The sequence below is a fragment of the Dysosmobacter sp. Marseille-Q4140 genome (assembly GCA_018228705.1).
Taxonomy (GTDB): Bacteria; Bacillota; Clostridia; order Oscillospirales; family Oscillospiraceae; genus Oscillibacter.
In genome coordinates this window covers 2366569-2379925 of sequence record CP073694.1, presented here as the reverse complement: position 1 = coordinate 2379925, position 13357 = coordinate 2366569, and the positions used below count along the sequence as shown (strand labels likewise).

Sequence of the window (13357 nt, the reverse complement as noted above, 5' to 3'; positions counted from 1 at the left end):
AGGCGGCGCGGGCCTGAATTCCCGCGTGTTTTCCTGCCCGCCGGCAGTCAACAGGCCTCCCACACTTCACAAGGAGGTCTTTTTTCATGTCCAACTCCCGCTTTACCGTCCGCCAGCTGACCACCGCCGCCGTCATCGCCGCCGTATACACGGTGCTGACCACCCTGCTGCCCATCCCCCAGTACGGGGCCATCCAGCTGCGGGTGGCCGAGGCCATGACCGTGCTGCCCTTCTTCTTCCCGGAGGCCATCCCCGGCCTGGCCGTGGGGTGCTTCCTCTCCAACGTACTGATGTCCCCCATCCCCCTGGACTGGATCTTCGGCACCGCCGCCACGCTGCTGGCGGCCCTGTGGACCCGCCGGATGCCCAACCTGGCACTGGCACCGCTGCCGCCAGTGCTCTGCAACGCCGTCATCGTGGGCGCGGAGATCGCCTGGTTCTCCGTCCAGGACGGCGCGGCCTTCCTGCCGGCCTTTGGCTTCAACGCCCTGACCGTGGGCGCAGGCGAGGCCATCGCCTGCTACGTGCTGGGCTCTTTGCTGCTGCGGGTCCTGCCCAGGATCCCCGTCCTGCGCAAGCGGATGACCCTCCGCCATGAGGCGGCCTAAACGGCAAAAAAAGTCCCGCTCCAGTCGGAGCGGGACTTTTTCGTCTGCCGGGTCTTACTTCGCGGTGAACTCGTCCTTGCCGGCGCCGCACAGGGGGCACACCCAGTCAGCGGGCACGTCCTCCCACTTGGTGCCGGGGGTCACGCCGTTGTCGGGGTCGCCGGCGGCCTCGTCGTAGATATAACCGCAAAGATCGCACTCATACTGCTTCATGATCATTTACCTCCTGTTTTCCGCCTCTTCGGCGGTTCCTCTATTCTGCCCCGCTCCGCGGGGGGTGGTTTCTGTTAGGAAGCATACCACGGTGCCGTGTCAAAAGATGTTGTTTTTGCAACGAAACAGAATTTTTTCTTCTTCAGCGCAGCTTTTTCCGCAGCTTCTCCTTGATCTCCGGGGACAGCACCTTCCCGGCGGCCCGCACCGGCAGGGGCGGCAGCCGGAAAAAGCGCTTGCGGACCTGCTCGAAAGGCTCTGTTGCATAGGCGGCGAAGAAGGCCGCCCGCTCGGCGGGACGCCCGATGGGAGAGGCCAGCCGTGGATTGCCCGCCACGGCCCGCTCCGGCGGGAACACCTGCTTGCCCAGCAGCAGCTGGTCGAAGAGGTGGCTGCCGTGGGGGGTGTTGACCATGAGGAGGCTGACGCCCTTCTCCTGCTGCTCCGGCAGCTCGTCGTCCCGCAGGCCCCAGAAGTCGCCCAGGGTCAGGTCGCCCACCCGGGCCATGGTGGTATAGGGACAGGCGTAGCAGCTGGGCCGCAGGAACAGCGCCCGGCCGAAGGCCCGGCCGTACTCCGTGGAAAAGAGGGGCGCCGTGTCCACGGTGCCGTCGTCGTAGACGGTGGTGAAGTGGCTGTCCTTCCAGCCGGTGACCTTGTTGCGGAAGCGCACCGCCTGGAGATCCTTGCGCCGGCGGCGCTCGATGGACCGGGCCATGTCCTCCCACACGCCGGGGGAGGGCACGCCGTGGCACACCAGGTCGCAGGTGGTGAGGTTCTCCGGCCGTCCGCCCAGGAAGCGGTACAGCCCCTCCACCTGACAGGGGGTACCGGAGAAGAGCACCTGCCGGGTCTCCAGGGCAATCTTGATCTCCCGGAAGGTCTGGCCCAGATCGCCCAGGTCGCTCTGGACGTACTTGGCCCCCCGCAGGCGCCACAGGTCCTCCTTGCGGAAGCAGGCGATGTGGCGCAGGTGCTGGTGGGCGTCAAAGGCGGCGCCGAACACCACGCCGCCCCCCTCCAGCACATACTCCGCCACCAGGGAGAACACGCCGCCGGAGGTGGAGTCCTTTCGGATGGCGTCGTCCTTGTTCCAGGCGGCGAACACCGCCGGGACGCCGCTGCGCTCCTTGGGGTTCAGGATGGGGCACACGGCGGTGCAGCGGCCGCAGCGGACGCAGCGCTCCGGGTCCACGGCCGGATAGGCAAAGCCCTCCTTGTCCCGCTTCATGGCGATGGCGTCTTTGGGGCAGACAGCAGCGCAGGCGGAGCAGCCGGTACAGCGGGTGCGGTCGGCCAGGACGGGACCGGCGGAGGCCGGCGGCTCCACGTGGGCGGGCGCCTCCTCCCGGGGGGCACCGGTCATGGCGGCCCACAGGTAGTCCAGGGAGGCCTGGCGCTCCGCCTCCAGCCGCTCCCCGGCGGCGGCCCAATCCACGGGGTCGCCGGGTCCGGCGGAGGTGCCGGTGCCGATGATCCGGTCCTGGAGGCCCAGGCGGCTCAAAAGGCTGAAGGTCCGGGAGCTCTCCGGCGCCGCCAGCTCCGCCGGAGACACAGCGGTGAAGAAGGGCACCTGGAACTGGAGGGAGAACACCGTGCCGTGGAAGGAGTTGGTACACACGGCGGCGGCGTTGGCAAAGAGGCTCAGGAATTCCGCCGGGCCCGCGTCCAGCACGCAGCGGGCCTTGGGGTGGACCTTCTGGCGGATGCCGCACAGCTGCACCACCGGCAGCCCGGTCTCGGCCGCCAGGCGCCGGATGTAGGGCTCCAGGGCGCCGGGGCGGCTGATGCAGTAGCAAAGGAGGTAGCCGCCCTTTGGCAGGGCGTTCCGGCCGGTGAACAGCGTGTCGGAGGCCATGGCCTTCCACTGCTCCGCCGTCAGCAGCAGTGTGGGATCCAGCACCACCTCCACCTCCCGGCCCGTCAGGTCCCGGACGATCCGCCGGCCCTGCCGCTCCCGGACGGAGAGGTGGGAGAACTGCTCCAGATAGCCCCGCAGCTCCTCCTCCATCTCCTCCGGGATCCGGGGGATGCCGAAGGAGGGGGCGTAGGCGATCTTCCGCCGGTCCGTGAAGGCGCCGAAGAACACCGGGTCAAAGTGTCCGTCCGGGAAGATCTTCGGGTTCCAGATCTGGTCGCTGCCGGAGAGGATCAGGTCGTAGGGCAGCTCCGCCGAGCGCAGCTCCTCCAGGCTCTCAAAGCGGTGGGGGGAGATGCGCAGGTGCTGACGGGCAAAGGCCTCGAACCGGCCGTACCGGGCCTTGAGCGGCCCGTAGTGCAGGGCGGTATGGGCGTCGTGGGCGGCGCTGCCCAGGCCTTTGGGGGCCTGGAAGAGCGCGTTGTTCTGATTGACGTAGTAGTCGATGATCTCGCACTGGCCCCCCAGGGCCTCCACCGCCCGCTCCGTGGCGCAGGCCTGGAGCAGAGCGCCGTAATGGTGGATATGGTAAAAGGTCACAAGTCCGATCTTCAAACCGCAGGCTTCCTTTCTCTCACATCTGGTCCAGAATGGCATCCGGGTCCCGGGGCACCAGCAGGTCGTCCTCGTGGACCCACTGCTCCACGTCCACCACGTCGAACTCCGTGGGAGTCCGGCGGATCACCACCCGGGCCAGGCCCGCATTGATGACCAGGCGGCGGCACATGGGGCAGGAGGTGGCGTCGGAGAGCAGCTCTCCGGTGCGGGCGTCCCGGCCCACCAGATACAGCGTGCCGCCCACCATGTCCCGCCGGGCGGCGGAGATGATGGCGTTGGCCTCGGCGTGGACGCTGCGGCACAGCTCGTACCGCTCGCCCCGGGGCACCTTCTGGGCCTCCCGGGAGCAGTAGCCCATGTCCACGCAGTTGGCCCGGCCCCGGGGAGCGCCGTTGTAGCCGGTGGCAATGATCTCATCGTTCTTCACAATGATGGCGCCGTACACCCGCCGCAGGCAGGTAGCCCGCTCCAGAACGGTCTGGGCGATGTCCAGGTAGTAGTTCTCCTTGCTGATGCGGTTCATAGGCTTCCCCTCCGTCGTGATGATCTGCCGGTCCCCTTGGGCGGCCATTTTGTCAGGATTTATTGTACCATGGCCCCGGCCCCCAATGCAAGCAGACAGCCCTCCCAATGGGAGGGCTGCCGGGGAAATTTTCCCGCTTTTTCTCAGGGCTTCACGCCCGCCCGGACGGCGATCATCTCCGCCGCCACGGAAATGGCGATCTCCGCCGGGGTCTCCGCCCCGATGGCAAGGCCGATGGGGGCGTGGACGCAGGCGTATTCCGCCTCGGTAAAGCCGGCGGCGAGCAGCTTGTCCCGGCAAAGTGCCAGCTTCTTCCGGGAGCCGATGCACCCGATGTACCGGGCGCCGCTGCGCAGGACCTGAGTGAGCACCTCGTAGTCCGCCTGGTGACCCCGGGTCATGATGACCACGCAGTCGTCCGGCGTCACCGTGACGTGCCGGGACAACTCCAGGAAGCTGCCGCAGAGGGTCTGCTCCGCGCCGGGAAACAGGGCCGGGTCGGCAAACTCCGGCCGGTCGTCGTACACCACCGGGCGGAAGTCCAGCCCCGCCAGCACCGGCACCAGGGCCTGGGACACATGGCCGCCGCCGAAGATATAGGTCCGTCCGGCCTTCACCACCGGCACCGCGAACCACTGCCCGTCATAGACCGCCCGGGGACCCAGCAGGTCCGGCAAATTCTCCGGCGGGGCCTCCAGATGGCGTACCGCATCCCGCCCTGCGGTGCCCATGGCGGTGACGCGGCCGTCCTCGATCCGCCGCACCAGCCACAGGTCCGCACTGTGGGCGCAGGCCTCCTTCATCTCCCGCAGGACGGTGAGGACGGCCTCGTCCGCCGGGGACAGATACTGGAACTGGACCTCCACATCGCCGCCGCAGACCATGCCGAGACTGGCGGCCTCGCCCTGGATGAAGCGGAAGCGGCACAGGTCCTCCCCGCCGGTTTTCAGCAGGGCCGCGGCATGTTTCTGAGACTCGAACTCAGCGCTGCCGCCGCCCACGGTACCGACGGCGCGGCCATCGGGGAACACGGCCATCATGGCCCCGGCGCCCCGGGGGGTGGAGCCGCTGGCGCGGACCACGCTGACCAGCTCCACCGGCCGCCCAGCCTCCAGAGCGTGAAGGATCTCTCTGAAAAATTCCCGCATCTCAGCCAATGCCTCCCTTGATGGCGCCCATGACCAGAACGATCACCGTCACGCCGCAGAATGCGTATTTTGCCAGGGGGTAGAACCAGCTTCCCAGGGGCTTACGACGGGCCAGGTTCACCTGGGACAGGCAGTCCGCCTTCCCCCAGACCCAGAAGAAGAACACGCCCGCCAGTAATGCCCCCACGGGGCAGGCGTAGATGGAGCACACGTCCATCCACGGGGACACGATCCCCTGGATGGCCAGGCTGGCCGCGAGGCCCACGGCACCCACCGCGCCCACGGCGGCCAGGCGGCTCAGGCGAAACTTCTCCTGGACCGTGGCGATGGGGGCCTCGAAGAGGTTGATGAGGGAGGTCATACCGGCAAAGAGGGCCGCCACGAAAAATACCGCCATGATGACCGGCCCGCCGGGCATCTCCCGGAAGAGGTTGGGCAGGAAGATGAACAGGAGGCCCGGGCCGCTGCGGCTGAGGGTCTCCCCGGCGGTAGCCATGGCGGGGATGATGACCAGCGCCGCCAGCATGGCGGCCAGGGTGTCAAACAGGGCCACGGTCCGGGCGGAGGCGGGCACGTCCGCCTCCCGGGACAGATACGATCCGTAGATCAGCGTGCCGTTGCCAGCCACGGACAGCGAGAAAAAGGCCTGGCCCAGGGCATAGACCCACACCATGGGGTCCAGCAGCCCCGCCGGGTCCATGAGGAACATATAGCGGTAGCCCGCCCCGGCGCCGGGCAGGGTGGAGATGTACACCGCCAGGCCCAGGAAGAGGCAGAAGAACAGGGGCATCATCACCTTATTGGCCTTTTCGATGCCCCCGCCGATGCCCAGGGCCATGATGGCCATGGCGATCACCACCGCCGCGGTCTGCCAGAGGTTGTTGCCCCAGGCGGAGGCGGCGGAGGAGAAGGCCGCGTCGAAGGCCTCCACGCCCCGGTTTTCCAGCCAGGCGCCGGTCAGGGCGTCGGCGGCGTATTTCAGCAGCCAGCCCACCACCACGGAGTAGCCGATGGCCATGGCCAGGGAGCCCGCCACCGGCACCAGGCCCAGGGCCTCGCCCCAGCGGCGGCTGCCGGTGCGGCGCCGGGCCGCCTCGCCGAAGGCCACGATGGGCCCGCCCCCGGCCGCCCGGCCGAAGGCCATCTCCCCGATGACGCCGGTGGAGGCGATCAGGGCCACGAACAGAATATAGGGCAGCAGGAACACCGCCCCGTAGGCCGACACCCGGGAGGGGAACATCCAGATGTTCCCCATGCCCACGGCGGAGCCGATGCAGGCCAGCTTGAAGCCCCAGCGGGAGCGGAAGGCGTCCCGCCCGCCGGAGGTCGGATGGTTTTTCATGTCAGGTCCTCCCGTCGTCGTTGTGAGGGATACGGCCCAGCCGCCCCAGCTCCTGGCCCAGCAGGCGCACCGCCTCGTCCAGATAGAACTGCATGGGCTGGACCGGGCCCACCGCCAGGCGGATACCGCAGCGCTGGGAGGGCAGCAGGATCTTCGCCGCGGCGCTCTCCCCCACGGCCTCCGCCATCCGGGGCGTCACCTCTCCCAACAGTCCGTTGGGAATGGCGATCCCCACGGGGCCCAGGATCACGTCCGCCCGGGCGGCATTCACCGCCACGGCGTTCTCGCCGGTGGCGCCGTCGTCGGCCCCGGCCCGCAGCATGGCGGCGGTGGCCAGGGCGTTGGTGCCCAGGGCCCGGACCCGCAGGTCCGGCCAGGCCCGCTTCACGGCCTCCACCAGTCCCCGGCCCATGCCGCCTCCCTGGCCGTCCACCACAGCCACCAGCACGTCCCGCTCCCCCACGGTCATCCCTCCTCTTTTTGTTTCTCCCAGAATACCCATCTTCCCGGCCCTTGTCAAGGTGCGCCTTGACGGCGGCCGGGCGGCACGGTATAATGAATTTCTACGGGGGATCAGAAGGTCCCCGCCCGGCGCCCAGGGCGCCGATCCTCTCTGTCCGCTCCGCCGGAGGCGGAGCCTGTTCAGCGATGCCAGAAGGCATACCCCGGCCGGGGTATGCCCTTTTTTGTTTCGGAGGTGACGGCGATGGATCTTCCATCCTTCTTTCAGCAGCATCCCAGAGGGCTCCTGGCCCTCTCCGGCGGCGTGGACTCCGCCCTGCTGGCCTGGGCGGCGGGCAAATACGGCGCCGGCTGGAGGGCCTGCTTTGTCCAGACACCCTTCCAGCCCGCCCATGAGCGGGCAGACGCCGAGACCCTGGCGGACCTGTGCGGTCTGCCCCTGACGGTGCTGGAGGCGGACGTGCTGGCGGACCCGCAGGTGGCCGCCAACCCGCCCCGGCGGTGCTACTTCTGCAAGCGGGCCCTGTTCCGGGCCATCCTGGACCACGCGGCGGCAGAGGGCCTTCCCCTGGTGGCCGACGGCACCAACGCCTCCGACGACGCCGGCGACCGCCCCGGCATGGCGGCCCTGGCGGAGCTGGGAGTCCGGTCCCCCCTCCGGGAGTGCGGGCTGACCAAGGCCGACGTCCGGCGCCTGAGCCGGGAGGCGGGCCTCCCCACCTGGGACAAGCCCGCCTATGCCTGCCTCGCCACCCGGGTCCCCGCCGGCACGCCCCTGACGGCGGCGGCGCTGAAGAAGGTGGAGCAGGGCGAGGCGGTGCTGGCGGCCCTGGGCTTCCGGGACTTCCGATTGCGGCAGCGGGGGGACGGCGCCCTGGTGCAGGTCACGGCCGCCCAGATGCCCCTGGCGCTGGAGCGGCGGGCGGAGATCCTGGCGGGTCTTGCGCCGCTGTTTGCCGCCGTCCATCTGGACCTCACGGCCCGAACGCCGTCGAATTGAAGGGAGTTGTCGTATATCATGTCTGAAAAGAATGATATCTTGCACATTTTGCAGCAGGTCCAGGCTGGCGAACTGACCCCGGAGGGGGCGCTGCTGCGGCTGAAGCTGGCCCCCTTCCAGGACCTGGGCTACGCCAAGGTGGACCACCACCGCGCCCTGCGCCAGGGGTCCGCGGAGGTGATCTACGGCCAGTCCAAGACGCCGGAGCAGATCGCCGGGATCCTGGAGGCCATGGGCGGCCGGGGAGCGGAAAACGTCCTGGTGTCCCGGATCGCCCCGGAGACGGCGGAGATCCTCCAGGCCCGGTTCCCCCTGCGCTACGATCCCCTGTCCCGCCTGGCGGTGGCCTTCCCCAAAGCGGTGACGGGCCGGGGCAGCGTGGTGGTGGCCACCGGCGGCACCAGCGACCTGCCCGTGGCGGAGGAGGCGGCTCTCACCGCCGAGGCCCTGGGCAGCGCCGTGACCCGGCTCTACGACGTGGGCGTGGCGGGGCTGCACCGGCTCCTTTCCAACCTGGAGCCTCTGATGAGCGCCCGGGCGGTGGTGGCCGTGGCGGGCATGGAGGGGGCCCTTGCCAGCGTAGTCGGGGGCCTGGTGGACTGCCCCGTCATCGCCGTGCCCACCAGCGTGGGCTACGGGGCCTCCTTCGGCGGGCTCAGCGCCCTGCTGTCCATGCTGAACGCCTGCGCCAGCGGCATCAGCGTGGTGAACATCGACAACGGCTTCGGCGCGGGATTTCTCGCCAGCCGCATCAATCTCATGGAGGGGATCCGGGAATGAAAACGCTGTATCTCGAGTGCAACATGGGCGCCGCAGGCGATATGCTGACGGCGGCCCTGTATGAGCTGCTGGACCGGCAGCAGAAGGAGGACTTCCTGCGCACCATGAACGGCCTCCTGCCCGGCGTGACCGTGGCGGCAGTCCCTGCCGTCACCTGCGGCATCGCCGGGACGCGGATGGAGGTGACGGTCCACGGCCAGGAGGAGGTCAGTCACGACCTGCCCCTGGGCACCGCTGCGCCGGAGGTCCACGAGCACCCTCACGACCACGAACATCCCCATGAGCACGACCATCACCATGACCACGACCATCCCCACGACCACGAGCACTCCCATGAGCACGGCCACCATCACCACGCGGCTCCGGCGGACATCGACCGCATTCTGGACCATCTGCCGGTGCCGGAGGCGGTGCGGGAGAACGCCAAAGCCGTCTACCGCCGCATCGCCGACGCCGAGGCCGCGGCCCACGGCGTTCCGGTGACAGAGGTCCATTTCCACGAGGTGGGCGCCCTGGACGCGGTGGCGGACGTGACCGGCGTGTGCCTGGCGCTGCACCTGCTGGGCGCGGAGCGGATCACGGCCTCCCCGGTCCATGTGGGCAGCGGTCAGGTCCGCTGCGCCCACGGCATTATGCCGGTGCCCGCCCCCGCCACCGCCTACCTGCTGCGGGGCGTCCCCTGCTACGGCGGCGAGATCCGGGGAGAGCTGTGCACCCCCACCGGCGCGGCCCTGCTGGCCCACTTTGCCGCCTCCTTCGGCCCCCAGCCCCTGATGACCCTGGAGGCCACCGGCGTGGGCGTGGGCCGCAAGGAGTTCCCCGCCGCCAACTGCGTCCGCGCCCTGCTGGGCGAGAGCGGCCAGGCGGGCCGGGAGGAGATCACGGAGCTGGTCTGCCACATCGACGACTCCACGGCGGAGGCCCTGGCCTACGCCTGCGAGACCCTGATGGCCCAGGGGGCCCTGGACGTAACCACCGCCCCCATCGTCATGAAAAAGGGCCGTGCCGCCGCGGCGCTGACGGTGCTGTGCCGTCCCGCCGACGAGGAGCGCCTGGCCCGGGCCGTGCTGCGGGAGACCTCTACCCTGGGGGTCCGGGCCCGGCGGTGCGCCCGCTATGTGCTCACCCCCTCCTGCCGCACGGTGGAGACGGCCTTTGGCCCCATCGCCATGAAGCGGGGGGAGGGCTTCGGCATCTGTAAGGAAAAGCCGGAGTACGGCGACGCGGCAGCCGCCGCCCGGCGCTGCGGCGTCCCCTTTCAGACCGTGTGGGAGGCGGCGGTGAAGGCCGCGGCGGAACAGGAGGCACCCCGTGGATAAAGCCATCTGGGACAAGTGCGCGGCCTTCCACGGCCATACCTGCCCGGGCCTGGCCCTGGGCGTGCGTCTGTGCGAGTACGTCCGGGACCGGCTGGGCTGGGGCTTCTCCCCCGACGAGGAGCTGGTGTGCATCGCCGAGACCGACGCCTGCCCGGTGGACGCTGTCCAGGTGCTGCTGGGCTGCACCTTCGGCAAGGGCAATCTCCTTTACACCCCCACCGGCAAGAGCGCCTACACCTTTTACAGCCGGGCCACGGGAAAGGGCGTCCGGGTGGTGGCCCTGCGCAATCAGTCGGACATGACCCGGGAGGAGCGGATGCGGTGGATCCTGGAGGCCCCGCTGGAGGACCTCTTCACCACCACGGCTCCCAGAGTCCCCCTGCCGGAAAAGGCCCAGCTCTTCCGCACCTGCACCTGCGCGATCTGCGGGGAGACCATGGCGGAGCACATGGCCCGTCTCCAGGACGGGAAGGTGGTGTGCCTGCACTGCTTCCGCCCCTATGACCGCTGACCCCCATCAAGGAAAGGAACCTGCATGAGACGACTGTTTTCTCTGCTTTTGACCCTGCTGGCCCTGGCGGGCCTCACCGCCTGCGGCGGCGGGGCTGGCGGCGGTGATGATCCCGCCGCGGATACCGCCGTCCGCACCGTGACGGACAGCTACTGCCGGACCGTGGAGATTCCGGAGACCGTGGAGACGGTGGTGTGCACCGGCTCCGGCGCGCTGCGGATGGTGTGCTATCTCCAGTGCACCGACCGCCTCGCCGGCGTGGAGGACACCGACAAAACCTACGGGACCTCCCCCCTCCGGGACTACGCCTATGTCTACCACGACCTTCTGGAGCGCCTTCCCTCCATCGGCAAGGGCGGCGGCACCGCCAACACCGCCTATGTGGAGGAGCTCATCACCCTCCAGCCGGACGTGATCCTCTCCGGCTACACCCAGGAGGCCCTGGAGGATCTCCAGGCCGCCACCGGCATCCCCTGCGTATCCGTCCGGGCCCAGAGCATCAACTTCATCGATGAGAGCTTCTACACCGCCATGACCGTGGCCGCCCAGGTGCTGGGGGCCCGGGAGCGGTGTGAGGCGGTTTTGGATTACATCGACGGCTGCAAGGCGGATCTGGCCGCCCGGACGGCGGACATTCCGGAATCGGACAAGCCCGCCTGCTACGCCGGGGCCGTCACTTTCTCCGGGGCCCACGGCTTCACCGGCACCTACTCCCGCTTCGGCCCCTTCCTGGCCATCGGCGCCCGGAACGTGGCCGACGAGGCGGACCAGGAGGGCTACTACGACGCCGATCCGGAGAAGCTCCTCACCTGGGACCCGGACGTGATCTTTCTGGACCCGGGCAGCCTGGAGCTGGTCAACGGGGAATACGACGCCAACCCCGGCTTCTTCGACGCTCTGACGGCGGTGCGGCAGGGACAGGTCTACGCCTGCGTGTCCTACAACAACTACTCCACCAACGTGGGCTATGCCCTGGCCGACGCCTACTACGCCGGGTCCGTCCTGTATCCGGAGCGGTTTGCTGACGTGGATATGGCGGAAACGACCGACGAGATCCTGGAATTCCTGCTGGGTCGGGGCTATTACGCCGAGATGGCGGCGGAGGGTCTGGGCTTTGGTCCCCTGGTGATCGGCCATGGGACGTGAGCGGACCATGCCGGCGGCATACGGCCGCCTCCTCCGGCGCAGATGGCTGACCCTGGCGGTGCTGGCGCTGCTGGTGGGGGCTCTGGTCCTGGTCTCCCTGACCACCGGTTCCTCCGCCCTGACGGCGGGCGATCTGCTGGAGGCCCTGCTGGGCCGGGGCACCGACCAGACCCGGGCCATCCTCTTCCGGGTGCGGCTGCCCCGGACGGCGGCGGCCACCGTGGTGGGCGCCGCCCTGGCCCTGTCCGGCTGCGTGATGCAGTGCGTGCTCCGCAATCCCCTGGCCTCTGCCTCCACACTGGGGGTATCTCAGGGGGCGGCCTTCGGCGCGGCGGCGGCCATCATCGGCCTGGACGCCGGGGTCCAGAACGCCGCCAACGCTGCTTCCGCCGTCACCATCTCCTCCCCCGCCGCCGTGACGGTGTGCGCCTTTTTAGGCGGTATGGCCACCACGGTATTCGTGCTGGCACTGTCCCGGCTGCGGGGCGCCGCGCCCTCCTCCATGATCCTGGCGGGGGTGGCATTGAGCTCCCTGTTCACCGGCGGCACCACCCTGCTGCAATACTTTGCCGACGACGTCCAGGTAGCCACGGTGGTCTACTGGACCTTCGGGGACCTGGGCCGGCCCGGCTGGAGCGAGATCGGCCTCATCGCCGCCTGCACGGCGGCGGCCCTGCTCTTTTTCCTGTGGAACCGCTGGAACTACAACGCCCTCTCCGGCGGCGGAGACACCGCACGAAGCCTGGGCGTCAACGTGGGCGTCCTGACCTGCGCCAGCATGGCGCTGTGTACCCTCATCGCCGCCGTCAGCGTGGCCTTCGTGGGGGTGGTCAGCTTTGTGGGGCTGGTGGCGCCCCACATGCTGCGCCGCTTCACCGGCGCCGACCACCGTTTTCTGATCCCCGCCTCCGCCCTGGGCGGCGCGGCGCTGCTGCTGCTGGGCGATCTGGCGGCCAGGGAACTGCTGTCTCCGGCGGTGCTGCCCATCGGGGCCATCACCTCCTTTTTGGGGGCGCCTATGTTTCTCTATCTGCTGTTTCGAAGGGGGGACCGCCTGTGCTGAATGTGGAATGCCTCTCCTTCTCCTATCCCTGCGGGCGGGAGATCCTGCGGGACATCTCTTTTTCCGTGGAACCGGGCTCCTTTCTGGCGGTCCTGGGCAACAACGGTGCCGGAAAGTCCACCCTGCTCAAATGCCTGGGCGGCATCCTGCGCCCCAGAGCCGGGCGGGCAATGCTGGACGGTACGGACCTCACGGCCCTCTCCCCCGGCGCGCTGGCCCGGCAGGCGGCCTTCGTGGCCCAGGAGAACACCGCCGCGGCGCTGACGGTTTACGATACGGTGCTGCTGGGCCGCAAGCCCTATCTGCGCTGGGGCGTTTCCGGTGAGGACCGGCGGGCGGTGGAGGCCGTCCTGCGCCGCCTGGACCTGGAGACGCTGGCGGACCGGGAGCTTGACCGGCTCTCCGGCGGCGAGCGGCAGAAGGTGTTGCTGGGCCGGGCCCTGGCCCAGCGGCCGAAGCTCCTGCTGCTGGACGAGCCCACCAGCAATCTGGACCTGCGCAACCAGTACGAGGTGCTGGATCTGGTGCGCCGGATCTGCCGGGAGGAACGGCTCACCGCCGTGGCGGTGCTCCACGACCTCACCCAGGCGCTGCGCTTCTGCGACCGCTTTTTGCTGCTCCGGGGCGGCGCCGTCCACGCCGCCGGGGACGCCTCCGTGGTGACGCCGGAGGCCCTGGCCGCGGTCTACGGAGTGGAGGCCGCCGTGACCCATGCCGCCGGAGAGCCGGCGGTGGTGGTCCGGGGCATTCGCCGGAACTGAGCGCT

The 13357-nt window shown here is 69.3% G+C and carries 14 protein-coding genes; 8 read left to right on the top strand and 6 right to left on the bottom strand.

Features of this window, described 5'->3' with window-relative positions; all coding sequences use genetic code 11:
• Positions 1–86 precede the first annotated feature (86 nt).
• On the top strand, positions 87–608 hold the full coding sequence (locus KFE19_11815) for a QueT transporter family protein (GenBank protein ID QUO37070.1): 522 nt from the start codon (positions 87–89) through the stop codon (positions 606–608).
• Between the two features lie 54 nt (positions 609–662).
• Here KFE19_11815 and KFE19_11810 read toward each other — a convergent pair whose 3' ends face one another.
• From KFE19_11810 to KFE19_11785, 6 genes are all read right to left on the bottom strand, one after another.
• A complete protein-coding gene (locus KFE19_11810; protein QUO37069.1) occupies positions 663–821 on the bottom strand; it encodes a rubredoxin in 159 nt (52 codons plus the stop codon).
• Between the two features lie 142 nt (positions 822–963).
• The gene (locus KFE19_11805; protein QUO37068.1) at positions 964–3294 is read right to left on the bottom strand and encodes a Coenzyme F420 hydrogenase/dehydrogenase, beta subunit C-terminal domain; all 2331 of its coding nucleotides are present in this window, start codon (positions 3292–3294) and stop codon (positions 964–966) included.
• 19 nt (positions 3295–3313) lie between these two features.
• Entirely contained in the window at positions 3314–3820 is a 507-nt protein-coding gene (locus KFE19_11800) for a cytidine deaminase (protein ID QUO37067.1), read from the bottom strand.
• A 143-nt stretch (positions 3821–3963) separates the two neighbouring features.
• Positions 3964–4968: an XdhC family protein gene (locus KFE19_11795; protein QUO37066.1), complete on the bottom strand. Its 1005-nt coding sequence runs from the start codon at positions 4966–4968 to the stop codon at positions 3964–3966.
• A gap of 1 nt (position 4969) precedes the next feature.
• A complete protein-coding gene (locus tag KFE19_11790) occupies positions 4970–6310 on the bottom strand; it encodes a sodium-dependent transporter (protein QUO37065.1) in 1341 nt (446 codons plus the stop codon).
• Position 6311: 1 nt separating this feature from the next.
• Positions 6312–6758, bottom strand: a complete 447-nt coding sequence (locus KFE19_11785) for a DUF3842 family protein (protein QUO39618.1) — start codon at positions 6756–6758, stop codon at positions 6312–6314.
• Between the two features lie 258 nt (positions 6759–7016).
• Here KFE19_11785 and larE point away from each other — a divergent pair, with 258 nt between their 5' ends.
• Genes larE through KFE19_11750 form a run of 7 tightly spaced genes read left to right on the top strand, consistent with a single transcriptional unit; the run spans position 7017 to position 13352 of the window.
• Positions 7017–7772, top strand: a complete 756-nt coding sequence (larE, locus tag KFE19_11780; GenBank protein ID QUO37064.1) for an ATP-dependent sacrificial sulfur transferase LarE — start codon at positions 7017–7019, stop codon at positions 7770–7772.
• Between the two features lie 18 nt (positions 7773–7790).
• Complete coding sequence (larB, locus tag KFE19_11775) at positions 7791–8552, top strand: nickel pincer cofactor biosynthesis protein LarB (protein QUO37063.1); 762 nt, start codon at positions 7791–7793, stop codon at positions 8550–8552.
• On the top strand, positions 8549–9871 hold the full coding sequence (gene larC, locus KFE19_11770) for a nickel pincer cofactor biosynthesis protein LarC (protein ID QUO37062.1): 1323 nt from the start codon (positions 8549–8551) through the stop codon (positions 9869–9871). Before larB ends, larC begins: the two co-directional genes overlap by 4 nt.
• Complete coding sequence (locus tag KFE19_11765) at positions 9864–10382, top strand: TraR/DksA C4-type zinc finger protein (GenBank protein QUO37061.1); 519 nt, start codon at positions 9864–9866, stop codon at positions 10380–10382. Before larC ends, KFE19_11765 begins: the two co-directional genes overlap by 8 nt.
• Positions 10383–10406: 24 nt before the next feature.
• A complete protein-coding gene (locus KFE19_11760; GenBank protein ID QUO37060.1) occupies positions 10407–11528 on the top strand; it encodes an iron ABC transporter substrate-binding protein in 1122 nt (373 codons plus the stop codon).
• Positions 11518–12591: an iron ABC transporter permease gene (locus tag KFE19_11755; GenBank protein QUO37059.1), complete on the top strand. Its 1074-nt coding sequence runs from the start codon at positions 11518–11520 to the stop codon at positions 12589–12591. The genes KFE19_11760 and KFE19_11755 overlap by 11 nt, the downstream gene beginning before the upstream one ends.
• Positions 12585–13352, top strand: a complete 768-nt coding sequence (locus KFE19_11750; protein ID QUO37058.1) for an ABC transporter ATP-binding protein — start codon at positions 12585–12587, stop codon at positions 13350–13352. Before KFE19_11755 ends, KFE19_11750 begins: the two co-directional genes overlap by 7 nt.
• Positions 13353–13357: the final 5 nt, after the last annotated feature.

Excerpts from the sequence above, each read along its gene's own strand:
- KFE19_11815 (QUO37070.1), top strand. The coding sequence starts at position 87 with ATGTCCAACTCCCGCTTTACCGTCCGCCAGCTGACCACCGCCGCCGTC.
- KFE19_11810 (QUO37069.1), bottom strand. The coding sequence starts at position 821 with ATGAAGCAGTATGAGTGCGATCTTTGCGGTTATATCTACGACGAGGCC.
- KFE19_11800 (QUO37067.1), bottom strand. The coding sequence starts at position 3,820 with ATGAACCGCATCAGCAAGGAGAACTACTACCTGGACATCGCCCAGACC.
- KFE19_11795 (QUO37066.1), bottom strand. The coding sequence starts at position 4,968 with ATGCGGGAATTTTTCAGAGAGATCCTTCACGCTCTGGAGGCTGGGCGG.
- KFE19_11790 (QUO37065.1), bottom strand. The coding sequence starts at position 6,310 with ATGAAAAACCATCCGACCTCCGGCGGGCGGGACGCCTTCCGCTCCCGC.
- larE (QUO37064.1), top strand. The coding sequence starts at position 7,017 with ATGGATCTTCCATCCTTCTTTCAGCAGCATCCCAGAGGGCTCCTGGCC.
- larB (QUO37063.1), top strand. The coding sequence starts at position 7,791 with ATGTCTGAAAAGAATGATATCTTGCACATTTTGCAGCAGGTCCAGGCT.
- larC (QUO37062.1), top strand. The coding sequence starts at position 8,549 with ATGAAAACGCTGTATCTCGAGTGCAACATGGGCGCCGCAGGCGATATG.
- KFE19_11760 (QUO37060.1), top strand. The coding sequence starts at position 10,407 with ATGAGACGACTGTTTTCTCTGCTTTTGACCCTGCTGGCCCTGGCGGGC.
- KFE19_11755 (QUO37059.1), top strand. The coding sequence starts at position 11,518 with ATGGGACGTGAGCGGACCATGCCGGCGGCATACGGCCGCCTCCTCCGG.